The 22,619-nt window shown below is 58.0% G+C and carries 23 protein-coding genes; 9 read left to right on the plus strand and 14 right to left on the minus strand.

Annotation, left to right across the window (positions count from 1 at the left end):
- Window positions 1-3 precede the first annotated feature (3 nt).
- Window positions 4-402, minus strand: coding sequence for a c-type cytochrome (locus AC2FIS_RS04870; protein WP_496772184.1), 399 nt, complete (start codon window positions 400-402; stop codon window positions 4-6).
- A gap of 92 nt (window positions 403-494) precedes the next feature.
- Here AC2FIS_RS04870 and AC2FIS_RS04875 point away from each other — a divergent pair, with 92 nt between their 5' ends.
- A complete protein-coding gene (locus tag AC2FIS_RS04875; protein ID WP_496772185.1) occupies window positions 495-932 on the plus strand; it encodes a DMT family transporter in 438 nt (145 codons plus the stop codon).
- Here AC2FIS_RS04875 and AC2FIS_RS04880 read toward each other — a convergent pair.
- The 3 genes from AC2FIS_RS04880 to AC2FIS_RS04890 all read right to left on the minus strand — a co-directional run bounded on the left by AC2FIS_RS04880 (window position 916) and on the right by AC2FIS_RS04890 (window position 3,320).
- Entirely contained in the window at window positions 916-1,602 is a 687-nt protein-coding gene (locus tag AC2FIS_RS04880) for an ABC transporter ATP-binding protein (protein WP_496772186.1), read from the minus strand. The two genes, AC2FIS_RS04875 and AC2FIS_RS04880, sit on opposite strands and share 17 nt — an antisense overlap.
- Window positions 1,595-2,890, minus strand: coding sequence for a lipoprotein-releasing ABC transporter permease subunit (locus AC2FIS_RS04885; protein ID WP_496772187.1), 1,296 nt, complete (start codon window positions 2,888-2,890; stop codon window positions 1,595-1,597). Before AC2FIS_RS04885 ends, AC2FIS_RS04880 begins: the two co-directional genes overlap by 8 nt.
- Window positions 2,891-2,954: 64 nt before the next feature.
- The gene (locus tag AC2FIS_RS04890) at window positions 2,955-3,320 is read right to left on the minus strand and encodes a hypothetical protein (RefSeq protein WP_496772189.1); all 366 of its coding nucleotides are present in this window, start codon (window positions 3,318-3,320) and stop codon (window positions 2,955-2,957) included.
- Between the two features lie 359 nt (window positions 3,321-3,679).
- Between AC2FIS_RS04890 and AC2FIS_RS04895 the strand changes: the two genes are divergently transcribed.
- Entirely contained in the window at window positions 3,680-4,039 is a 360-nt protein-coding gene (locus AC2FIS_RS04895) for a hypothetical protein (RefSeq protein WP_496772190.1), read from the plus strand.
- Here AC2FIS_RS04895 and AC2FIS_RS04900 read toward each other — a convergent pair.
- Both AC2FIS_RS04900 and proS read right to left on the minus strand, forming a co-directional pair.
- Window positions 4,036-4,947, minus strand: a complete 912-nt coding sequence (locus tag AC2FIS_RS04900; protein WP_496772191.1) for a glycosyltransferase family 2 protein — start codon at window positions 4,945-4,947, stop codon at window positions 4,036-4,038. The two genes, AC2FIS_RS04895 and AC2FIS_RS04900, sit on opposite strands and share 4 nt — an antisense overlap.
- Window positions 4,931-6,271 (minus strand): proline--tRNA ligase, encoded by a 1,341-nt coding sequence (gene proS / locus AC2FIS_RS04905; protein ID WP_496772193.1) that lies wholly within the window; start codon window positions 6,269-6,271, stop codon window positions 4,931-4,933. Before proS ends, AC2FIS_RS04900 begins: the two co-directional genes overlap by 17 nt.
- Before the next feature lie 168 nt (window positions 6,272-6,439).
- Between proS and AC2FIS_RS04910 the strand changes: the two genes are divergently transcribed.
- The 5 genes from AC2FIS_RS04910 (at window position 6,440) to AC2FIS_RS04930 (ending at window position 12,227) form a co-directional block, all read left to right on the plus strand.
- Window positions 6,440-7,804: an FAD-dependent oxidoreductase gene (locus AC2FIS_RS04910; protein ID WP_496772195.1), complete on the plus strand. Its 1,365-nt coding sequence runs from the start codon at window positions 6,440-6,442 to the stop codon at window positions 7,802-7,804.
- Window positions 7,804-8,778 carry an isopenicillin N synthase family dioxygenase gene (locus tag AC2FIS_RS04915; protein ID WP_496772196.1) on the plus strand — a complete coding sequence of 325 codons (975 nt, stop codon included), beginning with the start codon at window positions 7,804-7,806 and terminating at the stop codon, window positions 8,776-8,778. The genes AC2FIS_RS04910 and AC2FIS_RS04915 overlap by 1 nt, the downstream gene beginning before the upstream one ends.
- Window positions 8,779-8,868: 90 nt before the next feature.
- Window positions 8,869-9,942 carry an AI-2E family transporter gene (locus AC2FIS_RS04920; RefSeq protein WP_496772197.1) on the plus strand — a complete coding sequence of 358 codons (1,074 nt, stop codon included), beginning with the start codon at window positions 8,869-8,871 and terminating at the stop codon, window positions 9,940-9,942.
- 1 nt (window position 9,943) lies between these two features.
- A complete protein-coding gene (locus AC2FIS_RS04925; RefSeq protein WP_472723227.1) occupies window positions 9,944-10,633 on the plus strand; it encodes an HdaA/DnaA family protein in 690 nt (229 codons plus the stop codon).
- A 49-nt stretch (window positions 10,634-10,682) separates the two neighbouring features.
- Window positions 10,683-12,227, plus strand: a complete 1,545-nt coding sequence (locus AC2FIS_RS04930; protein WP_109313147.1) for a Ppx/GppA family phosphatase — start codon at window positions 10,683-10,685, stop codon at window positions 12,225-12,227.
- Window positions 12,228-12,230: 3 nt separating this feature from the next.
- On the opposite strand, the gene AC2FIS_RS04935 is transcribed toward AC2FIS_RS04930, so the two are convergent.
- The 6 genes from AC2FIS_RS04935 to scpA all read right to left on the minus strand — a co-directional run bounded on the left by AC2FIS_RS04935 (window position 12,231) and on the right by scpA (window position 17,686).
- Entirely contained in the window at window positions 12,231-12,605 is a 375-nt protein-coding gene (locus AC2FIS_RS04935) for a hypothetical protein (protein WP_496772199.1), read from the minus strand.
- Between the two features lie 37 nt (window positions 12,606-12,642).
- Complete coding sequence (locus tag AC2FIS_RS04940) at window positions 12,643-13,638, minus strand: endonuclease/exonuclease/phosphatase family protein (RefSeq protein ID WP_496772200.1); 996 nt, start codon at window positions 13,636-13,638, stop codon at window positions 12,643-12,645.
- A gap of 3 nt (window positions 13,639-13,641) precedes the next feature.
- Complete coding sequence (locus tag AC2FIS_RS04945; protein WP_109313150.1) at window positions 13,642-14,322, minus strand: molecular chaperone DjiA; 681 nt, start codon at window positions 14,320-14,322, stop codon at window positions 13,642-13,644.
- Window positions 14,323-14,331: 9 nt separating this feature from the next.
- Window positions 14,332-14,856, minus strand: coding sequence for a GNAT family N-acetyltransferase (locus tag AC2FIS_RS04950; RefSeq protein WP_496772201.1), 525 nt, complete (start codon window positions 14,854-14,856; stop codon window positions 14,332-14,334).
- The gene (locus tag AC2FIS_RS04955; RefSeq protein WP_496772202.1) at window positions 14,853-15,455 is read right to left on the minus strand and encodes a VOC family protein; all 603 of its coding nucleotides are present in this window, start codon (window positions 15,453-15,455) and stop codon (window positions 14,853-14,855) included. The genes AC2FIS_RS04950 and AC2FIS_RS04955 overlap by 4 nt, the downstream gene beginning before the upstream one ends.
- 104 nt (window positions 15,456-15,559) lie before the next feature.
- Window positions 15,560-17,686, minus strand: coding sequence for a methylmalonyl-CoA mutase (gene scpA, locus AC2FIS_RS04960; protein ID WP_496772203.1), 2,127 nt, complete (start codon window positions 17,684-17,686; stop codon window positions 15,560-15,562).
- A gap of 168 nt (window positions 17,687-17,854) precedes the next feature.
- On the opposite strand from scpA, the gene AC2FIS_RS04965 reads away from it, so the two are divergent.
- On the plus strand, window positions 17,855-18,301 hold the full coding sequence (locus AC2FIS_RS04965; protein WP_282151663.1) for a DUF4174 domain-containing protein: 447 nt from the start codon (window positions 17,855-17,857) through the stop codon (window positions 18,299-18,301).
- A gap of 76 nt (window positions 18,302-18,377) precedes the next feature.
- Here AC2FIS_RS04965 and AC2FIS_RS04970 read toward each other — a convergent pair whose 3' ends face one another.
- Together AC2FIS_RS04970 and AC2FIS_RS04975 are read right to left on the minus strand one after the other, a co-directional pair.
- Window positions 18,378-20,423 carry an ATP-binding protein gene (locus AC2FIS_RS04970; protein ID WP_496772205.1) on the minus strand — a complete coding sequence of 682 codons (2,046 nt, stop codon included), beginning with the start codon at window positions 20,421-20,423 and terminating at the stop codon, window positions 18,378-18,380.
- A gap of 117 nt (window positions 20,424-20,540) precedes the next feature.
- Window positions 20,541-20,744: a hypothetical protein gene (locus AC2FIS_RS04975; RefSeq protein ID WP_058275656.1), complete on the minus strand. Its 204-nt coding sequence runs from the start codon at window positions 20,742-20,744 to the stop codon at window positions 20,541-20,543.
- Between the two features lie 650 nt (window positions 20,745-21,394).
- On the opposite strand from AC2FIS_RS04975, the gene AC2FIS_RS04980 reads away from it, so the two are divergent.
- Window positions 21,395-22,552 (plus strand): DcaP family trimeric outer membrane transporter, encoded by a 1,158-nt coding sequence (locus tag AC2FIS_RS04980; protein ID WP_496772206.1) that lies wholly within the window; start codon window positions 21,395-21,397, stop codon window positions 22,550-22,552.
- Window positions 22,553-22,619 lie beyond the last annotated feature (67 nt).

The raw sequence follows: 22,619 nt of genomic DNA on the forward strand, positions 1-22,619 counted from the left end.
GCCTTATTGCAGCGTCTCCAGATAAGCCACCAGATCCACAATCGGCTGACTGGTCAGGATCGGCTGCCCATCGGGTGCTTTCATCGAGGTATCCTGCCCGTCAAAATAGGGACCGTAAACCGGCATCGGGCTGCCATGACTGACCAGAGGATCACGCCCGTCGATACGCGCCACAACACGGGCTGTTGGGAATACTCCATCCCCGGATACCAGCTGGGTCAGATCAGTCGGCTGTATCACCAACACACCAGCCATTGGCCCATGCCCGGTCGCATCGATCCCATGACAAGTCGCACAATAATGCTGATAGAGTTCGGCACCGGTTTCAACGTTCTGCGCCATGGCCTGAGACGCCAACGCAGTTACACTCGCACAAACTGCCCCGAGCATCGGTCTGATCATCGCATCCTCCTGTCACGATTGACATTTGCAGGCTTGCCCGCCGGGCGGCTTGGCGCAATGATCCAGATCAACGAAGCGGGAGGATACGGGCAATGACACAATACGCAGCCATTATGCTGGCGGCCGGGATCGGCGTTCCGATTCTGGCGGCTTTGAATGCCGCACTGGGCAAGCTGATCGGGTCCCCGACAACCGCCGGCGTAGTCCTGTTTGCCATCGCGTTCGTGGCGTCAGCCCTGGTCATGCTGCTGTTCCCGGGAATGGAAGCGCTATCGAAGGTGGCCCAAGCTCCGAAACACTTGTTGCTGGCCGGTGTTTTGATTGCGTTTTATGTTCTGTCGATCACGCATGTTGCCCCCCATTTCGGGGTCGGCAACGCAGTGTTCTTTGTTCTGCTGGGACAGCTGATCAGCACGGCGGCCATCGATCATTTTGGCCTGTTCGGTGCTCAGGTCACGCCGCTGACATGGATACGGGCCGGGGGCATAGCCGTGATGGCGATCGGAGTCGCCATCACTCAACTGGCTTAAGAACACCCGCCTCCAGTCTCAGCTTACGGTCCATCCGCGCGGCCAGATCCATGTTATGCGTGGCAATCAACGCTGAAAGCCCTTCATCCCGGACCAGCGACATCAGCGCACCAAATACCTGATCCGAGGTTTCGGGATCCAGATTACCGGTCGGTTCATCCGCCAGCAAAACGCGTGGCTTGTTCGCCAAGGCCCGGCAAAACGCAACACGCTGCTGCTCGCCGCCTGACAGGGCGGCGGGGCGGTGATTGGCACGTGCCGCCACTCCAACGCGGTCCAGCAAAGCCATCGACCTGTCCTGTGCAGCCTTTTCGGATATACCGTTAGCCAGTTGCGGCAGGGTGATGTTTTCCAGCGCGGTAAACTCGGGCAACAAATGATGGAACTGGTACACGAACCCAACGTCCTGCCGTCTAAGCGCTGTACGGGTTCGATCCCCCCTGCCCGCTACATTCTGGCCCGCGATCTCAACTGATCCTTCATCTGGTTTGTCCAGCAGTCCGGCAATGTGCAACAGTGTCGATTTGCCTGCCCCGGATGGCGCGACCAAAGCCACAGCCTCACCTGCGCGCAATTCCAGATCGACCCCACGCAACACCTGCACCTCACCCGGAGTGCCCTTGAGGTAGGTCTTGGTCAGACCGTTCAGCCGCATCGTCAGATCATTCATAGCGCAGCGCCTCAACCGGGTTCAGCCGCGCCGCGCGGCGGGCCGGGAAATAGGTGACGATGAACGACAGCCCCAACGACAGCCCAATCGCCTTGAGAACATCTGAAAGGTGCAACTCGGCGGGTAAGGAGTAGATGCCGCGAATGGACGGATCCCAGACGCCGCCGCCCATGACGTAGTTCACGAATGAGAATATCGGGTCGATATAGATGGCAAACAGGCAGCCGAGGATCACTCCCATAACGGTGCCGATGATGCCTGTGAACGCACCACAGATAAAAAAGATCCGCAGGATCGACCCTTCGCTCAGGCCAATGGTGCGCAGGATGCCAATATCGCGCCCCTTGTTTTTCACCAGCATGATCAGGCCCGACACGATATTCATTGCCGCGATCAGGACGAGGATCGACAGGATGATGAACATCACGTTGTCCTCAACCTCAAGCGCACGCAGAAAACCGCCCGAAGCATCCTGCCACGTCCAGATCTGGCTGCGCCCGCCTGCGGCCTCGAGGATGGGGATCAGAACCGGGTTCATCGCTTCGGGCCGTTCAACCATCACTTCAATCTCGTCCGCCACACCGTCGCGGTTGAAAAAGCTCTGAGCTTGCGTGAACGGCATGTAAACGCGGGTGCGGTCGATGTCATACCGCCCGGCCGAGAACACATAGACCACCTGATAGGCATTCACCCGAGGCGATGTCCCAAAGGCGGTTTTCACCCCGTTGGGTGAAGTCACCTTGACGGTGTCCCCGACCGTCGCCCCAATGCTGCGCGCCACACCTGACCCGATGGCAATCACATCCTCACTGTCCTGAAACTGTGCCAGATCACCAACGGCCTGTTCACTTTCCGCGACGCCGGACAGATCGCGCAGGTCGTCGGGGCGGATACCAAAGACCTCGACCCCGCTGCTGCGATCGCGATTGGTAATCAGGACCTGCCCTTTGACCAGCGGGGCCGCGCGTTCCACGCCCGGAACCTGCGCGATCCGGCTGGTCATCTCTTCATATTCCGCGATTGTGCGGTCAACGCGCCCCTGCGCATCAAACTCTCCGGCGGAGTACACAGTCACATGGGCGTTTGCGCCCAGAATCGTGCCGACGAATTCGGACCGAAATCCAGAACGGACGGCCAGAGTGGCGATCAGGGCAAAGACGGCCAGCGTGATCCCGATCAGGGAAATCCACGTCATGACGCTCACGCCACCTTCGGCACGGCGCGCGCGCAGGTAACGCCACGCGATTTTCCACTCAAATGGGGCAAAGGGCGGGGGTGTTCTGGCCATGCCTGCTCCGGTTATTTTGTTGTCGCGACCCTTTCGGCATTTCACCGGATGGTCAAGCCGGTTGTCAGCCGGTCAGCGTTGCCGCGCGGTTTAGCACCTCTTCGGCGCGCGGTCGGGTACAAATACCCCTGATTTCCAACTCGGAAAACACACGATCCCGCAGATCGCCGGGCAACAGCGACAAGGCGCGGTTATGCAGACCCAACGTCAATGCAGCAGGATCATCCAGCATCGCCAACTGCGACGCCATTTCCTCGGGCGAATAGGTCGGCCAGAGCCCGATATTGCATTGCGCGTGGTCCTCGAACCACGGTGCATAGCCATCAGGCGATTCCAGGCAAAACGCATTCAGCAACATGAACTCGGACGGCCGCCTGCGCGATCCGAACAGCGCCTGAAGTTCAAGCAGGGGGAAGTCCCTTGAATACACGACGGTCGCGAAACTCAGCGCAGCGCGGACCCGTTCATCGTTTTGCTCGGTTTATCAGCAATTTCGGCGCGGTCAAATTCACTCTCAAAGCCTCGAAAATGCGAATCAGCGGGGGCACCGGTTAATTGGTCACTCGAATTTAAGGAGATCACCCGTCACTAAAATATACCACCGGTTGTGACGCTCTTCACAGACAGCCCGGTATTGTTTCAGCTATGAAGTTAATGTGAGCATGGCGAGGCAAACTGAACTCAAAATGCAACATTTGAAACGCAACTTTATTTCGCGTTTTGCTTATTTTTGGAAACTTTGTCACCCTGATTATGGGGGAATACATTTTTTTAGAGCGGGGGTCGCTCATGTTTGTAAAGAGTAGTACGGAATTGTTGGACCCTATTTTGGTCCGAAACGCATCTTCAGAACTGGATTGTGAGACAGCAGCGCTGTTGCGTGCAACCATTCGCCCTGTTTTCGACGCCGCGGCAAGCTGGTCAAATTTGACCGACATCCTGAAAGACAAAGGATACCTCTTGGCGTTCCGTCAGGGGCGGTTGTGCATTACGGATCGCGCAACCGATGAAAGAGTTTGCGGGATACGCTTTTTGGGGTTCGAATTCAAGGAACTGGTTAAACGTCTGGGCCGTCCGATTGTCGTGGCACGCGGCAACAGCGCGGATGGCGATATTCTGACGGAACGGCCGGAACCGCAGAGAAACTAAAAGTTTCGCCAGAACTGAGCCTTGCGGCGCAGCGTCTTTGTCAGGCTGTACAGCGCGGCACGTGCGATGGCGGGCTGCGACAGCGATTTCAGCAAGATTGCACCTGCAACCCGAACCGGCAGATGGCCCTGTTTGTACCATCCAATTCGCTGCGCGTCCGTGTATCTGGACAGATCGCAGAACTGACTATAATTCTTCAACCAACATGCGGCCATCTCGGCGCCAGCGGCGTCAGTGTCTGCTGACACCCCGCCAATCCGAAACAGTGAAATCGGGGTCTGCAGCCGCCGGCCGGAATGGCCAGACAGGATCATCCGCAGAACCATGTCGTAATCCGCGGCAGAACGGAACTGCAGGTCATGTCCACCCAGTTCCTGAAACAACGCCCGTTTCAGAACCATTGCATTGTGACCGAATGGCAACCGCTGCAGGATGGATTTCAGGGTTAGTCGACGGGCGTGACGGCGGTTGCCCTCATCATCGAAAAAGACTGTTTCGCCATACACAAAGTCGGGCTTGTCCGGCCCAATGGCATTTTGCACCCGAAGCAGACTCTCGGCGTCTGCAATCAGGTCGTCCGAGTTGAGAAACAGGACATACTCGCCAGTACAGCGCTCGACCGCTTGATTCATCGCGTCATAAAGGCTTTTGTCCCCCTTGCAAAAATACCGCACCGGAATGGGATCGCCCGAGGTCGAGACTTTTTTAATCGCATCTTCCAACAGGTCTTGTGTGCCGTCATCGGATTGCCCGTCCCAGATGACGTGCTCGACGTTGCGAAACTTTTGGGACTGCACACTTTTCAGGGCGGCGAGGACATGCTCCTCGCGCCCCGCTTCGATCAGGTTGCGTGTAACGGTGACAACTGAGATCAGCGGCCGATGATCCTGTTCAGACGATTTGCTCATAGATTTCGGCAACTTTCGTGACGGCCGCTTCGGGGCTCAACTCCTCGCTTTCGCCTGTGCGGCGGCAGGTCAGTTCAACTACTCCGTTTTTCAGACCGCGCGGGCCAACGGTGATGCGCCAGGGCAGACCAATCAGGTCCATGGTGGCGAACTTGCCCCCTGCCCGTTCCTTACGGTCATCATACAACGGCTCGAGGCCCAGCGCAGTCAGCGCGCCGTAGATCTTGTTACAGGCGGCGTCGGCCTCGTCATCACCTTGCTTCAGGTTGACGATACCGCAATGGAACGGCGTCACGCCTTCGGGCCAGATGATGCCCTTGTCGTCATGGCTGGCCTCGATGATCGCGCCGATCAGGCGGCTGACGCCGATACCGTGGCTGCCCATGTGAACAGGAACCGGCTTTCCATCGGGGCCTTGAACAGTTGCGCCCATGGCTTCGGAATACTTGGTGCCGAAGTAGAAGATCTGGCCAACCTCGATCCCACGCGCCACGCGGCGACGCTCTTCGGGGACTTGGTTGAACAGCGCCTCATCATGGGTTTCATCCGTGCGCGCGTATTTCGAGGTGAACTCTTCGAGGATCGCCTGACACTGCTCGCGGCTGTCGTAGTCGATCTGACGATCACCGAAGGTCAGATCGGTGACTGCACTGTCATAGAACACCTCAGATTCACCGGTATCGGCCAGAACGAGAAACTCGTGCGTGTTGTCGCCACCGATGGGGCCGGAATCGGCGCGCATCGGGATGGCTTGCAGGCCCATGCGCTCATAGGTGCGCAGATAGGTGACCAGATGGCGGTTGTAGGCGTGCAGCGAGTCTTCTTTGGTCAGGTCGAAATTATAACCGTCCTTCATATAGAACTCGCGTCCGCGCATCACACCAAAGCGGGGGCGGATCTCATCGCGGAATTTCCACTGGATTTGGTAAAGCGTCAGCGGCAAATCTTTGTAGCTGCTCACATGACCGCGGAAGATGTCGGTGACCAACTCTTCTGCAGTCGGTGTGAACAGCATATCCCGGTCATGCCGGTCCTTCATGCGAAGCATTTCCTGACCATAATCATCATACCGTCCAGATTCGCGCCACAGATCCGCCGATTGGATGATGGGCATCTGGATCGCGATGTGGCCAGCGCGTGCCTGCTCTTCATGGATGATGTTTTCCAGCTTGCGCAGCACTTTGAAACCCAGCGGCAACCATGAATAAATTCCGGCAGCAGCTTGCTTGATCATCCCGGCGCGCAGCATCAGCCGGTGGCTGACGATCTGAGCCTCGGAGGGGTTTTCCTTGAGAACGGGCAGAAAGTAACGGCTGAGGCGCATTGGTGAACCTTTAAAGGTGAATTTGGACTTCAAAGTTGCTTATGCCAAAGCCCCGCCGGGGGCAATCATGCATTGGTTATTTTGCGACCTCGGGCCGGTCGGTTTTTTGATTGACCCGCCAGTCAGGGTTTTCAATTGTGACTGAAATACCAATTCCAGGGGGCACCCATGCAAACCATTCAGGAACCCGCGCGTCAAATACCGGTTGTTCATCAAACAGACGTTCTTGTGGTCGGGTCAGGACCGGCAGGACTGGCCGCCGCGTTGGCCGCGGCCCGGGCCGGGGTCGAGGTGTCGCTTGTCGACCGCTTCGGCTGCATGGGTGGCAACATCACCGCCGTGGGCGTTGAGGGTTTCGCCTGGTATCGCCATGAACAGACGGTCGAAGCTGGCGGAATCGGCATGGAGTTCGAGACCCGCGCTAAGGACATGGGCGCCGCGGTGCCCGAAAGCCAGTCGCTGAGCTATGAGTTGGACAGCGAAGGTTTTAAGCTAGTGGCCGACAAGCTGGTTGAAGAGGCAGGCGTTCATCCGATGCTGCACCGGCAATTCGTCGCTCCGATCATGGAAGGTGACCGGATCACTGGCATCATCACTGAATCCAAAGCGGGGCGCGAGGCGATCCTGGCCAAAGTTGTGATTGACGCCACCGGCGACGCGGACGTGGCACATCGCGCAGGCGCGCCGACGCACAAAACCGCCCGCGAAGACATGATGGCCGCTTCGGTCATGTTCCATCTGGCTGGTGTCGACAAACGCGCCTTTATGGAAGGCGTCAAGGCCAACCCCCAGACCTACAAGGATTGGGGCGGCGGCGGTGAGTGGAATATCGAGACGAGCGGCAAAGAAGACGACATGTTTTCGCCCTTCGTCCACAAACCATTCCAACAGGCCATCGATCAAGGGCTTATCCCCCCGCATCTGAACACTATCGCGGGCACCTGGGGTGCAATGCACGATACGGGTGAGCTGACCTATATGAACCTCATCCACTTGGCCGAAATCGACGGGACCGACCCCGACAGTTTGACAAGAGGTGAGATCGAGGGCCGTCGTCAGTCGATGCTGGCCATCGAAGCGCTGCGCCGTTTCATGCCGGGTTGCGAGAATGCTCGGTTGCGAAATTTCGGTATGACCATCGGCATCCGCGACACGCGAAAGATCGACGCGGTCTATAACATGACCGAGGATGACGCCCGCCATCAGGGCCGGTTCGAGGATACGATCGGCATCTATCCCGAATTCATCGACGGCTATGGCATCCTGATCCTGCCGACTACGGGACGGTATATGCAGGTCCCCTACCGCTCGATGCTGCCCAAAGGCGTCAAAGGCCTCTTGGTCGCGGGTCGTTCGCACGGTGCCGACACGGTTGCCCATGCCGCAACCCGCAATATGGCCTGCTGTGCGGTCATGGGTCAGGGCGCAGGAATTGCCGCAGCCCTGTCGCTGAAAAGCAATCAGAATCTGCACGAGATGAACCTCGCCCCTGTTCACACCGAGCTGGAGCGGCAAGGCGTGAGGATTCACTGATGCAATCAATCCCGACGATCGACATCTCTCCACTGAAAGACACGGCCCATCCGGACCATGACGCAACCGTTCAGCGGATATTGGACGCCTGCACCGACATCGGCTTTCTCTCCATCACAGGCACTGGGGTTTCACCTGACACCGTTAATCAGGTCCGTGCCAAGACGCGCGAGATCTTTGACATCGATGAACAGAGCAAGTGGGATCAGGCCATCACCCGCAACAACTATCGCGGATACATCCCCATGGGGTTTTTCACGCCCAATGATGGCTCGGGCAAAGCGGACAAATACGAAGGTTACAAGCTGCATTTCGAAGTTTCCGAGGACCACCCGGTTCGCGATGACTGTGCGCTTTATGGCCCGAACCTCTGGCCGGTTGAAGTACAGGGCGCGCGGGAAGTGATACTGGAGTATTGGTCGCAACTGGACCATGTGGCCAAACTGCTGCTGGGCGCGCTTGAAATCGGCTTGGGTCTGAAGCCCAACGTCCTGAAAGCGGCCTTTGCCACCCCGATGACAAACATGACGCTGTTGCACTATCCGCCGCAGGCCTCGGATGAGGAAGGCTTTGGCATTCATCCGCACAAGGACACGGATGCCCTGACCATCATTGCCCCCGACCCCGTCGGCGGGCTTGAGGTGCAGACCCGGGATGGCGGATGGATCACCCCGGATTGCCCTCCCGGCGGCTTTATCGTGAATATCGGCGACATGCTTGAGCTTTGGTCCGGCGGCCAGCTTAAATCCACTCCGCATCGAGTGGTCAATAAATCTGGCAAAGAACGCTATTCCTTCCCTTATTTCGCAGTTCCGCGTCATGACGTGGTCGTTGAACCTCTACTGCCACCCCTGCCCGGCTTTGATCGACCGTCTGTTCATTGCGGACATTGGTCCGCCGAAATCTGGCGCACCAACTGGCCCGATGAGAATGCCACCGCCGATACGCCCGAGCTTGGGACGCTCAACTCATAATCATTGGAAATCTCCATGGCATGAACCGCTTGCATCACGTGGCCGCTTACGCCAAGAACACCAGTAAGAGCCAAGAACAAGGGGACGAGCATGGCCTTGCCGGTAAAGGATCAACTCAGATACTGGGGCATTGCCGCTGTTATTTTTGTGCTTTTACTATGGGCACTTGGCGACGTTCTACTACCTTTTGTAATTGGCGGCGCGATCGCCTATTTCCTTGATCCTGTCGCAGATCGACTGGAAAATCTGGGCCTGTCGCGCATGGCTGCGACCGGGATTATTACCGTCGTTGGCATTCTCAGCTTTGCCCTGATGATCCTGATGGTCGCGCCTGCGCTGATCACACAGTTGATCGAATTGGTCGAAGTTATGCCCAGCCTGTTCAAACAACTGCGCGGGTTTGTTGAACAACAGTTCCCGTCATTGCTGGACACGGAATCAAGCACGCACCAGTTCCTTGTCTCAATGGGCGAAACCCTAAAATCCAAGACCGGCGATGTGCTGCAGACCGTGGCTGCCTCATTGGGTTCGGCGATCAACGTTGTCGTTCTTCTGGTCATCGTCCCGGTCGTAACCGTTTACATGTTGCTGGACTGGGACCGTATGATTGCCCGTATCGGAGACCTGTTGCCGCGCGACCACGCCCCAACGATCAAACGTCTGGCCGCCGATATCGACAGCGTTCTGGCGTCTTTCGTGCGGGGTATGGGGACCGTCTGCCTGATCCTTGGAACCTATTACGCCGTGGCATTGATGGCCGTCGGTCTGCAGTTCGGGCTGATCGTGGGCTTTATTGCCGGTCTGGTCACGTTCATCCCCTATCTCGGCGCCCTGATCGGCGGCACGCTGGCCATCGGTCTGGCGCTGTTCCAATTCTGGGGAGACTGGGCGCAGATCGGTCTGGTTGCCGGGATTTTTGCGCTGGGCCAGGTAACCGAAGGCAATTTCCTGACGCCAAAGCTGGTAGGTAGCTCAGTGGGTTTGCACCCAGTATGGTTGCTGCTGGCTCTGTCAGTTTTCGGTGCCTTGTTCGGCTTTGTCGGGATGCTGATCGCGGTGCCCGTTGCCGCAGCGCTGGGAGTGCTGGCGCGGTATGCAACATCGGTCTATTTGGGCAGCCGCCTGTATACCGGCCTCGAAAGCGCGGATCAGGAAGACCTGTAATATGGCCCTTCAGCTAAGCTTTGATCTTCCGGCGAAAACTGCGCTGGGGCGTGAGGATTTTTTCGTCTCTCCCGCGAATGCACTGGCGGTTGCAATGATCTCGGCCACGTCCTGGCCGGGCAACAAACTGGTTCTGAGCGGCCCTGCGGGCGCAGGTAAAACCCATCTGGCACATGTCTGGGCGGCGGAAACCGGTGGTCGGATCATTCAGGCCGCGGATGTGCGTCACGAAGACGTGCCGGATCTGGCACGCGCGCCTGTCGCGGTTGAAGACGTCCCGATGATCGCGGACGACTTAGAACAACAGAAAACACTGTTTCACCTGCACAATCTTGTGTTGGCCGAAGGCAACGCCCTTCTCATGACTGGACGGCTGGCCCCTAATTTCTGGCAACTTCCGCTGCCCGATCTCCAAAGCCGGATCGAGGGCGCGCATCACGTGGCACTGGATCCTCCGGATGATGCATTGCTGGGCGCGGTTCTGGCCAAGCTGTTCGTGGACCGGCAATTGAACCCCAGCCCTGAGGTCATCGCCTATTTGGTCAAACATATGGACCGGCGCTTTGAAACTGCCGCCAGTGTTGTGGCGCAACTGGACCAGCTTGCCCTATCGGAAAAGCGCGACATTACCCGCGCCTTGGCGGTGCGTGTTTTGAGCGCAGATTTGGATGATATCCAATCTGGGAATTGACCCACGCCGGGTCATCTCGCATTCTGCACGCGGAATATCTGGAAGAGACATGGATCAGACTGTCGTTACCGAAATCCCTGACTGGGGTCCGTTCGGAAAGCCCCTCTTTGATGACCCCCAAGCCCGAGCTCTGTCACGCGTGGGTGTGGTTGACGTCGGATCAAACTCAGTCCGGATGGTGATCTTTGACGGCGCCGCGCGCTCACCGGCTTATTTCTACAATGAAAAAGTGATGTGCGAGCTCGGCGCGGGCCTTTCGGACACAGGGCGGCTCAACCCGACGGGTCGCAAACGCGCCCTGGCCGCTTTGGGTCGGTTTGCCCAACTTTCCGATGACCTTGGCCTGCCCGGCCTGCATGTCGTCGCCACCGCGGCCGTGCGCGAGGCCGAGGATGGCCCCGAGTTTTGTGCCGAAGTCAAAGCCGAAACCGGCCTGACCGTATCGGTCATCAACGGCGATGAAGAGGCTCGCCTGTCCGCGCAGGGTGTCCTGCTTGGGTGGCCCGGCGCATATGGCCTGATCTGTGACATCGGCGGGTCCTCAATGGAATTGGCCGAGATAGGAGACGGCGGTGTCGGCCGGCGCCTGACTTCGGCGCTGGGGCCACTGAAACTACGGGACATCAAAGGTGGCCGACGCGCACGCAAGGCGCACATCAAATCCACGATGGAGGATCTGCGCGACCAGATGGGGCCGCAACGCGATCGCCTGTTCCTTGTGGGCGGAAGCTGGCGAGCATTTGCGCGTCTGGACATGCTGCGCCGGGGTTATCCCCTGAACGTGCTGCATGAATATCGCATGACCACCAAGCAGGTGCGCGAGACCATTAAATTCATCGAAAAAGGTGACCCGGAAAAGCTGCGCAGCAAAGCCGGTGTGTCGGGATCACGGATGGCGCTGATCCCCTATGCGATGGATGTGCTGGCACGCTTGATCCGCACGTTCAAACCCAAGGATATCGCCATTTCCAGCTATGGTATCCGCGAAGGTCTGCTTTACGAACAGATGCCGCAAAACCTGCGGGACCGTGATCCGTTGATCGAGGCCAGCCGTTTTTCCGAAGCCAAGGACGCCCGCCTGCCCGGTTTCGGAAAACATCTGCTCGATTTCGTGATGCCGCTGTTCAAATCAGCCCCGCCCGCGCGCATCCGCCTGATAAAGGCGGCCTGTCTGTTGCACGACGTAAGCTGGCGCGCACATCCTGACTATCGCGCCGAGGTCTGTTTCGACTACGTCACACGTGCCAATCTGGGCGGCTTGAAGCACTCGGAACGAGTCTATATCGGGCTGGCCCTGCAGCACCGGTATCGCAACAAACGCGAGGGCAACCGGTTCACCGCACTGTACGAACTCCTAGACGAGAAAGACCAGAAACAGGCCGAGATTTTGGGAAAAGCCATGCGGTTTGGTGCCATGCTGTGGATGCAGAATGATGCGCCGATGGCGACTTTGAAATTTTACCCCAAGAAGCAACAACTGGACCTGTTCTTGCCAACTGCAGCACGCCCCCTGTTCAACGAAGTGGCCGAGGCACGGCTAAAGTCACTCGGCAACGCTTTGAAATCCGAAACCCGCGTCATCATCCGGGACTAGATATCAGATTTCGGTTTCGCCCTCGGGCGGGCCTTCAGGGATCTCTGGCTGTATTTCTGGGTCCTGCGGCGGCTTTTTGCGGATAATTATATCGCCGTTAGGCAGGATCTCGGGTGCTTCATAGGCGCTCCAATCCTCAATCTCATCTGCCAGCTCGGCCAAAGCGGGCCCCATTTCCGCAATAAATGACTGCATTGCAGGGCCAAACTGTTCGGCCAGGCCCAGCAGTTCATCCAAAGCAGGCTCCATCTCTTGGCGCAGGCCTTCAAAGAACAGCTCTGCCCCCTGCTCCATCAGGGATTTGTTCCCCTCTTCCTCGGCAGAGGCCGGAAGGGCCATAATGACAGCCAGCGCGCAGATTGGAATGAAACGTTTCATATCGAAAATATAGGGCAACTGAAACGCGGTTGAAAGATCACAGCTCGATATCCAGAGTGACAGGGAAATGGTCGGACGCGGTTAGCAACGCTTCATGTAGATCCTGCGCATCCCGGCAAGCCGGATCGCGAAACGGATGCCATATGCGCCAGTCCGGGCGACGATCCTTTAACCCATCGCTGATCATAATATAGTCCAGCAACGCCTCAAGATACTCGCGATCTTGGGGCCGATAAAAGCGCGCGGTCGACGGGCGTTCACCCGGTTCTGACCCGAAGGCCGTATCCGCGTGGGGGTCGAACACCCCCGATTGCAGCAGGATTTCAACCGATGAGCGACCGAACAGGTTTTCGAACTCGTCCAGCCCCGGACCATCGTTCAGATCGCCCATTAAGATCACCTTTTCATCAGCCGCCAGATGCGCCTTGATCCGCCTGCCCAGCCAGATCGCCTGAGCCAACTGTTTTCGGCGATTGGCGATCGAGATGCGAATCGCCGCATCGCGGGTTTCCGCCCCATGAGGCGCCTTTGACTTCAGATGCGCGCCAATAAGACGGAACCGTTCGCCTGCCTTGGTTTCAACCGCCAATTCCATAGGCGGCTTGGAAAACTGTACCTGATCCTCGGTTGCGTCAATATCGAGGTCGATGTGAAACACCTGATCGAAACGCGGGGCCCGTTGCCCTCCGTCTTTTGGATCATGTCGCACCGTCAGAACGCGCGGGTCATACAACAAGGCCAGTTCTTGATGCGTATCGTTGGCAAACCCCATCACGGCTTCGCTGGTGCGCAGATCGAAAGCCTCGGCAAAGTTTTGTAGCGCGCGGACCGTGTTCTGAGATTTCCCTGTGTTTGGTGCTTCGACAACCAGCACAGCATCCGCATCGATCGCCGTCAAAACTTTGGCGATGGCCTCGATCTGTTGCGCCTTGGTGACATCATGGCGACCTGACCAACTGTCATCGGCGATCAGTTCGTCATGACGATCAAACAGAGTGGCGAACCACTCGATGTTATAAGTCGCGAGGCGCATGCCTCAGGCCTGCGCCCCGTTGATTTCGTCCCAGGCGCGGTTGATGTCGATCATCTTCTTTTCAGCCAGACGTACGGCCTCTTCGGGAACTCCACGCGCCAACATCGCATCTGGGTGCGTTTCGCGCACAAGTTGCCGCCAAACCTTGCGAATATCGGGTAACGGCATGTCCCGCGGCACCCCAAGAACCGTGTAGGGATCATTGGGCGCATCTGGCACAAAACGGGCACGCAAGGCCATGAACTGCGCATCGGTCTGGCCGAAAATATGGCTGACCTCTTCCAGAAACTCGTTTTCGTTGGGGTGATAGAATCCGTCCGCCATAGCGATGTGGAACAACCCCTCCATCAGGTCGCACAGCGTGGTGCTATCCTCGGAAAACATGCGCGCGATCTTGTGGGCATAGTCCTGATAGCCCGCAACATCCGTGCGGGCCATGTTGAACACGCGCGCTGCGCCTTCCTCATCATCGCGGGCGATCTGGAACACGTCGCGAAACGCCGTGACCTCATCCCGGGTCACCTGCCCGTCAGCCTTCGCCATTTTTGCACCCAATGCGATCACTGCGATGGTGAAGGCCACCGACCGTTCGGGTGGCGAGCGTAGCTTTTCAAAGACTGCGGTAAGGCTTTCACCCTGGGCAAGCGCGCTCAGCGCATCGGATATACGGATCCAGATCGACATGAGCGCACCCTAGCGTCCCAAATCGGGACTGTCAGGTGCAACCAAACCGTCTGTGGCAAGAATTTTCTGCATCAGCACAAGGTCCAGACGTTTCCCCCACTTGAACCCAACCTCGGGCATGCGTCCGACTTCGACAAAGCCCACGGCCGCGTGAAAAGAAACTGCCCCCGGATTTGCCGAAGAAATCCCCGCCACCAGTGCATGAGCTCCCTCTGCCCGGGCGGCAGCCTCAAGCGCCCGCATCAAAGCGCGCCCCGTACCTTGACCGCGCGCATCAGTAGCCAGTTGGATCGTCAGCTCGCGGCACTGTGCGTATCCCGGACCGGATCGAAACGGACCATAGGTGGCAAACCCAAGAATCTGGTTGTCCTGTTCAGCCACAAGACAGGCCGGACCGCGCGCTTCGATGTCACGTGCAATGCTGTCTACACTGCGTTCGTCGGTTGTGAATGTTACCAGCGTGTCGCGAATGATTGCGTTGGTGATCGCAGCTATCTCTTTGGCATCCGCTGCTTTGGCTTGTCTGATTTTCATTCCAAAACGCGTTTCCCATGCGGTGTTTCGAACTCTGCCCGCAATGCGGCCGGGCCTGTGTCAAAAACCACAGCGCCCATTTCGCCTAGCAGCCTGGCAAGCTCCAGCGCGTCCGGGTGAAAAACCACCAATCGACGCAAACGGCAGCCGCTATCCTGCAGCATATTTGCCGGATGCAAATCTCCGTGCCACTGAATAAGCGCCGGGAACAGATTGTCGAAGGGCAGACGCCCGTTTGGCGGAACCGCCATTTGCCAGCTCAACGCGCCGCGGGCCAGATCAATCGGATGCCCAACGCCATCGGGGAAAACGGTCAACGAGGCTGAAATGTCCGGCACCCGGCAAATCCAGTTCGTAAGGCGCGGCGCGCCTATGAACCGGTCCAGATCAAACCATCTGGTTGTTTGCGGGTTCGGTGCCTGTGGGTCAATCGCGATGGCCTCAAGGTACAGGCCATCCCGCAGCCCCAAAAGACGATTGTAGGTGCCGAATCTTTCATGCTTGCCGCCGTCTTGCAGCGGTACTCCCAATGCCTGTTCGACATGGGCAGACGCCTCTTCGAGCGTTTCGCCCGCAACCGCCAGATGATCCAGTAACACACAGCGCCTCCTATGAAAAACGACCAGACCCTATCGGATCTGGTCGCATGTTTTCCTTAAAGGCGGTGGATCACAAGATTTTTCGACGAAAATCTTTGAAAGCCTCAGCCTTTCGCTTCACCGATCAGGCGCAGGATGTCCTGAGCGGCTTCGGGGATATTGGTGCCCGGGCCAAAGATCGCTTTGACGCCATGATCGTAGAGGAATTGATAATCCTGCTGCGGGATCACCCCACCGCAGATAACAAGAATATCCTCGGCACCGGCTTTCTTCAGCTCTTCAACCAACTGCGGCGCCAGTGTTTTGTGCCCCGCTGCCTGCGACGAAATACCGATGACGTGCACGTCATTGTCCACAGCGTCCTGCGCGGCCTCAGCCGGGGTTTGGAACAGCGGGCCTACATCCACGTCAAACCCGATGTCCGCAAAGGCGGTTGCGATCACTTTGGCACCGCGGTCATGCCCATCCTGCCCCATCTTGACCACCAGCAGGCGCGGGCGGCGGCCTTCAGCCTCGGCGAATTCCTCGATGGACTTCTGGATCGCGGCAAATCCTTCGTCGCCTTCGTAGGCTGCGCCATAGACACCGGCTAACGTTTTCACTTCGGCGCGGTGGCGGCCGAATTCTTTTTCCATTGCCATGCTGATCTCTCCTACGGATGCACGGGCGCGGGCGGCCTCGACGGCGGCGGCCAGCAGATTTCCACCTTCACTGGCGGTCTTGGTCAGCGTGTCCAGCGCCGCTTGACAGGCGGCCTCGTCGCGGGTGGCGCGGATACGATCCAACCGCGCGACCTGAGCTTCGCGCACGGCGACGTTGTCGACATCCAGAATATCAATCGGGTCTTCCTGTTCCTTGCGGTACTTGTTGACACCGACGATGACCTCATCACCCCGGTCAATCATGGCCTGACGGCGGGCGGCGCTTTCCTCGATCCGCAGCTTGGGCATACCGCTGGCAACGGCCTTGGTCATGCCGCCCATTTCCTCGACCTCTTCCATCAAGGCCCAGGCTTTTTCGATCAACTCGTTGGTCAGGCTTTCGATGTAGTACGAACCAGCCAGTGGATCGACGACGTCGGTGACACCTGTTTCCTCTTGCAAAACCAGCTGCGTGTTCCGCGCGATACGGGCCGAGAAATCAGTAGGCAGCGCAATCGCCTCATCCAGCGCGTTGGTGTGCAGGGACTGGGTACCGCCCAGAACCGCGCTCATCGCCTCATAGGCGGTGCGGATCACGTTGTTATAGGGGTCCTGTTCCTGCAGCGACACGCCCGAGGTCTGGCAGTGGGTGCGCAGCATCTTGGACCGCTCGGACTTTGCACCGAAATCTGTCATCACCCGATGCCAAAGCGTACGCGCAGCGCGCAATTTGGCGATTTCCATGAAAAAATTCATGCCGATAGCAAAGAAGAACGACAGACGCCCTGCAAACTTATCCACGTCCATCCCTGCCTGCGTCGCGGCGCGTACATACTCGCGCCCGTCAGCCAGCGTATACGCCAGCTCTTGCACAAGATTCGCCCCAGCCTCTTGCATGTGGTAGCCCGAGATCGAGATCGAATTGAATTTCGGCATCTCGTTCGACGTGAACTCAATAATGTCCGAGATGATCTTCATCGAGGGATCAGGCGGGTAGATGTAGGTGTTGCGCACCATGAACTCTTTCAGAATGTCATTCTGAATGGTGCCGGACAGCACGGATTTGTCATGCCCCTGCTCTTCGCCTGCAACGATGAAACTGGCCAGAATTGGAACCACCGCCCCGTTCATGGTCATCGAAACCGAGACCTTGTCCAAGGGGATGCCATCGAACAGGATCTTCATGTCCTCGACGCTGTCGATGGCCACACCGGCCTTGCCCACGTCACCGACAACGCGCGGATGGTCACTGTCATAACCGCGGTGCGTCGCCAGATCGAAAGCGACCGACACACCCTGCTGACCGGCTGCCAGATTGCGGCGATAGAACGCGTTCGATTCTTCGGCCGTTGAGAAGCCTGCATATTGGCGGATCGTCCAAGGACGCCCGGCATACATCGTCGCCTTCACGCCCCGCGTGAACGGCCCGAACCCCGGCATCGACCCCATATGCGGCAGTTCAGCGGTGTCTTCCTGCGTGTAAAGAGGTTTGACGTCGATGCCTTCCAAAGTTTCTTTGGTCAGGTCGTCCAACGGGCGTCCGCGCAGCTCTTTCTCGGCCAGCGCCTGCCAGTCTTTCGTATCGGTCATTGCGTATTCCTTTTCTCAATTCGGGGCGCGAACAGGCATTGCCTGCGCGTTTTAACGTTCGGTGCCGCGCATCGCGGCAGGTGTAAACGCGATATTTTGATGCCTGCGTGCATTTCGCCGGTCGCATTCACCGGCGCAGAGGCTATATTCAAACGAACAGGAGGCCCTATGACACGAACGCTTGCCCTTGTTTTCTCGGCACTATTCCCGCTGGTCGCGATGGCGGCAGATGGGTCTGCGCCTGCCGATGAAGATTTTGTCCGCCCCGCTGGTGATAGCGAACTGAGCGAATACTTATGGGTCAGCCGGCCCATCGTCGTCTTTGCCGATACACCCGCCGACCCGCGTTTCCGACAGCAAATCGACATGCTTCTGGAAGGCGAAGAGGCCATGCGCGACCGGGATGTGGTCGTGCTGACCGATACCGATCCGTCCGCCCGATCTCCGATCCGGTCACAATTGCGCCCGCGCGGCTTCCAGATGGTGTTCGTCGACAAGGACGGCGTGGTCAAACTGCGCAAACCTTCGCCGTGGAGCACACGTGAAATCGGCCGTTCCATCGACAAAACACCCCTGCGCGAACGCGAAATCCGCGAACGACGCGAGGGCGGCTGAGCGCTTTCGCCACGCCCAAAGCTCCCGGCGCGAACCGCCGAGAAACCATGGAGATAAGGGGAAAACGCGATCATGATCACTCGAACTCGATGATCACGTCGTCCACAGCGAGGTTGTCGCCGGGGCCTGCGTTGACTTTGGACACGACACCCTTCTTTTCGGCGCGCAGGATGTTTTCCATCTTCATCGCCTCAACAGTGCACAGCGCCTGACCTTCCTGCACTTCCTGGCCCACTTCGACGTCGATCTTTACGATCAGGCCGGGCATCGGGCAGAGCAGCATTTTCGAAGTATCCGGCGGCAGCTTTTCGGGCATCATACGCGCCAGCTCGGCCTGACGTGTCGTGCGGACATGGACCTTGAGGTCTGCGCCCCGGTTGCGAATACGGAACCCGCCCGAGATTTTTCCAACCTTCAAAACCAGCGGGTTGCCATCGACGTCCAAAACTGCCAGTTGATCGCCCGGTGTCCAGTCCGAGGCCACACGCAAAGTCGCTCCATCTTCGAAGCGAACCGTCGCACCTTCCTTGTCGGCGCCCACCTGAACCGCGAATTCGTTGCCCTGAACGGAAACGACCCAACGGTCACCAACTTTGCGTTCGTGGTTATCCATCCGACCCGACACGCGGGCCCGGCGGATTTCCGCGACGCGGTGCATGGCGGCACAGGACGCGGCGATCCGGCGCAGGTCTGCCTCGGGTAATTCGACGCCTTCGAACCCTTCGGGATACTCCTCGGCGATAAAGGCCGTGGTCATGTTGCCGCTGACAAATTTCGGATGGTCCATCACAGCCGACAGGAAGGGCAGGTTGTGGCCAATGCCTTCGACCTCAAAGCTGTCGAGTGCAACACGCATCGCCTCGATCGCCTGCCCACGGGTCGGGGCCCAGGTGCACAGCTTGGCGATCATCGGGTCATAGTACATGCTGATCTCGCCGCCTTCATAGACGCCGGTATCGTTGCGCACGGCGGCTTCACCTTCGGGCGCTTCACCTTGCCATTTACCGTTCACCAACAGCGGACCAGAGGCAATCTCTTGCGGCGGACGATAGCGGGTCAGACGACCAATCGACGGCAGGAAGCCGCGATAAGGGTCCTCGGCATACAGGCGGTTTTCGATGGCCCAGCCGGTCAGGGTCACGTCGTCCTGTGTGATCGACAACTTTTCACCCGCCGCCACTCGGATCATCTGCTCAACCAGATCGACACCAGTGATCAATTCGGTGACAGGGTGTTCCACCTGCAGGCGTGTGTTCATTTCCAGGAAGTAGAAATTCTTTTCGCCATCGACGATGAATTCAACCGTACCGGCGCTGGCATAGTCCACGGCCTTGGCCAGTGCCACGGCCTGTTCGCCCATCGCCTTACGGGTCGCTTCGTCCAGGAAAGGTGACGGTGCTTCTTCGACCACCTTCTGGTTCCGACGCTGGATCGAGCATTCACGCTCGCCCAGATAAATGCCGTTGCCATGGCTGTCGCACAGAACCTGAATCTCGATATGCCGTGGCTGGGTCACGAATTTTTCGATAAAGATCCGGTCGTCACCAAACGAATTTGCGGCCTCGTTCTTGGACGACTGGAAGCCCTCGCGCGCCTCTTCATCATTCCACGCGATCCGCATGCCCTTTCCGCCGCCGCCGGCACTGGCCTTGATCATGACCGGATAGCCGACTTCGTTGGAAATCTTGACGGCCTCTTCTGCGTCTTCGATCAGCCCCATGTAACCGGGAACGGTGGAAACACCGGCTTCTTGTGCGATTTTCTTCGAGGTGATCTTGTCGCCCATGCTTTCGATTGCCCGAACCGGTGGACCAACAAATGCAACGCCTTCGGCCTCAAGCGCCTCGGCGAATTTCGAATTTTCCGACAGGAAGCCATAACCAGGATGCACCGCCTGGGCCCCACTCTGGCGAATGGCATCCATGACCTTGTCGATCACGATATAGGACTGGTTCGCAGGCGGCGGGCCGATATGCACCGATTCATCCGCCATCGACACATGCAAGGCGTTCTTGTCTGCATCCGAATAGATGGCAACGGTGCCGATACCCATCTTGCGGGCTGTCTTGATGACCCGGCAGGCGATCTCGCCCCGGTTGGCGATCAGGATCTTGTTAAACATGGAACGTCCTTTGTCTTGATGTTCTGAGAACGCAAAACGCCGCCCCAGGGAACGTTCCCCACGGCGGCGTGATGCGCGATGACGGTCGGGGCGACGCGCGCCCCGAAAAACCCGGTATTACCTACAGTTGTTTTGTGTCTTGCAGTACAGGACGTTGCCCGCCGCGCCGACAACCGCGCCGAACAGCGGGTCGGCGCTGACAACAGCCGCCCCGACGGCGCCTGCGCCGCCGCCAAGCAGCGCCTGTTCGCCCGTCGTGTCACCACAGGCGGCAAGGCCTGCGCAGGTCGCCATTGCAAGAACGAGTTTCGAGATTCGCATGATATCTGCCCCTTTGGAATTCTTGATGCGTTCCGGGGCAGATGTCCGATTTCGACCTTGTTATTCAATAACAGGCCGTCCTGAACAGAGTTTTGCGCAGATTTGTGCCGCTTTACGCTTGGATATTGCGCAAAGAAAAACGCGGGCAGGACTTTGTGAACATCACAAGCCTGCCCGCGGAAGGAAGGGGTACGGAATAGTAGGTGCTTGTGCGACGCAGGCAAAGTAGAGCCGCACGGCTTGGTCAGGTTGCTTGGCACAATCAAATGCGTAAACAAAGTATTGTTTCCGGTCAGGATTCCGGCTGGAAATCGCCCATTGGGCGAATGCGCGCGCAGATTCGCGCCGAGATCAGATGCAGTTTTGGGGGTGAAACGCGAGACCAATGCCGTCACGTTGCTGTTACTTTTCCTCAGCAATTGGTCTGTTTCTGCGCCTGCAACATCACGGGTTGCGAAAAAGGGCGCCAGAATTTGTCTTTTCAAACGCAAAGGGTTAACCGATCTGTTCACCTTAGGGTGAAAACGGTCCGAAAGTTTTGCACGTTTCCTTGAGAAACTAGGCGCTTCCCATCCCGTTCTCGTGATTTCCCTCAAGTTCTCTTGCGTGGAACGGTACCCGTGCACACTCGCACACAAGGAAATATCCACATGATTGCAAAGAGAAAAACGGCGTTGCTGCTTGCCGTGTCCGCGCTTGGCATGTCCGCCGCGGCTGCTTTCGCCCAAGACGCCCAGACGCAAACGGAACTTGATGCCCTGCGTGCCCGCGTCGAAGCCCTGGAGGCCGCAAATCCCGGCGCTGGCACTGGCGATCTTCGAATCGGAAACACCACTCTTGATGTTTATGGGTACGTTAAGGCTGATTTCTTCTACGACACGGACTTTGAACTGGGCGATCTTGCCGATGCGACCCGAATTGGCGAGCCAGCAAACGCGACCAGCGGCACCTTTGGGGCTACCGTGCGCCAATCGCGCATCGGGCTTCGGACCAATACGCCGTCTGCCATCGGCGATATTGCGGGCCAGCTGGAACTGGACCTGTTTTCCGGCGGGACGGATGGGCCTGCTGAACTGCGCCTGCGCCACGCCAATATCCGTATTGGTGATAACTGGTTGATCGGTCAATTCTGGACCAACTTCCAGCCGTTGGACACCTATCCCACGACCGTTGAATTCAACGGCCCCGTTGGCATTCCTTTCGCTCGCGTCCCTCAAGTGCGCTATACGAACACGCTGGGCTCTGACACAACCTTTGCGGTGGCGATCGAGGAAAACGTTGGCGGCTCGGATTCGAATGATCCCGTCCTGACCGGCTCCATCGAATACAACAACGGTACCTACCTGGCCCGCGCCTCGGCTTTGTATGGTAAGGCGCAATCCGGCGCGGTCGAAGTGGATCAGACCGGCTATACCCTCTCGGCTGGCATCCGGCCCTGGCAAGGCGGTCTGTTTCAGGTCAACTATGTCGACGGCGAGGCTTTGGGCCCCTACCTGATCGCTGCCGGTGACGCCATCGTCAACGGACAGGCCAATGACGTGGATGGATTTACCGTGGAATTCCGCCAGGAACTGAGCCCCAAATGGAACGTCGGCATCGCTTATGGGCAAGAGAATTACGACCTGCCGACCTCGACCGGGACCCTGTCCTTTACCGAGGTTGAAACGATCCACGTGAACGCCTTTTATAAAGCGACCGACAATCTGACGCTTAGCGCCGAATACTTCTATGGTGAGCGGAACGATGCACCGACCGGACGCACCTTTGACAGCAACCGAATTCAGTTGGCGGCGCAGCTGAACTTCTGACCACAAACACCAACCCTGCCCCGACACGGGCAGGGTTTTGGGCCGGGAATGCCCCAAGGTGCTATGT

It is taken from the genome of Ruegeria sp. CDSB113, from assembly GCF_059611045.1.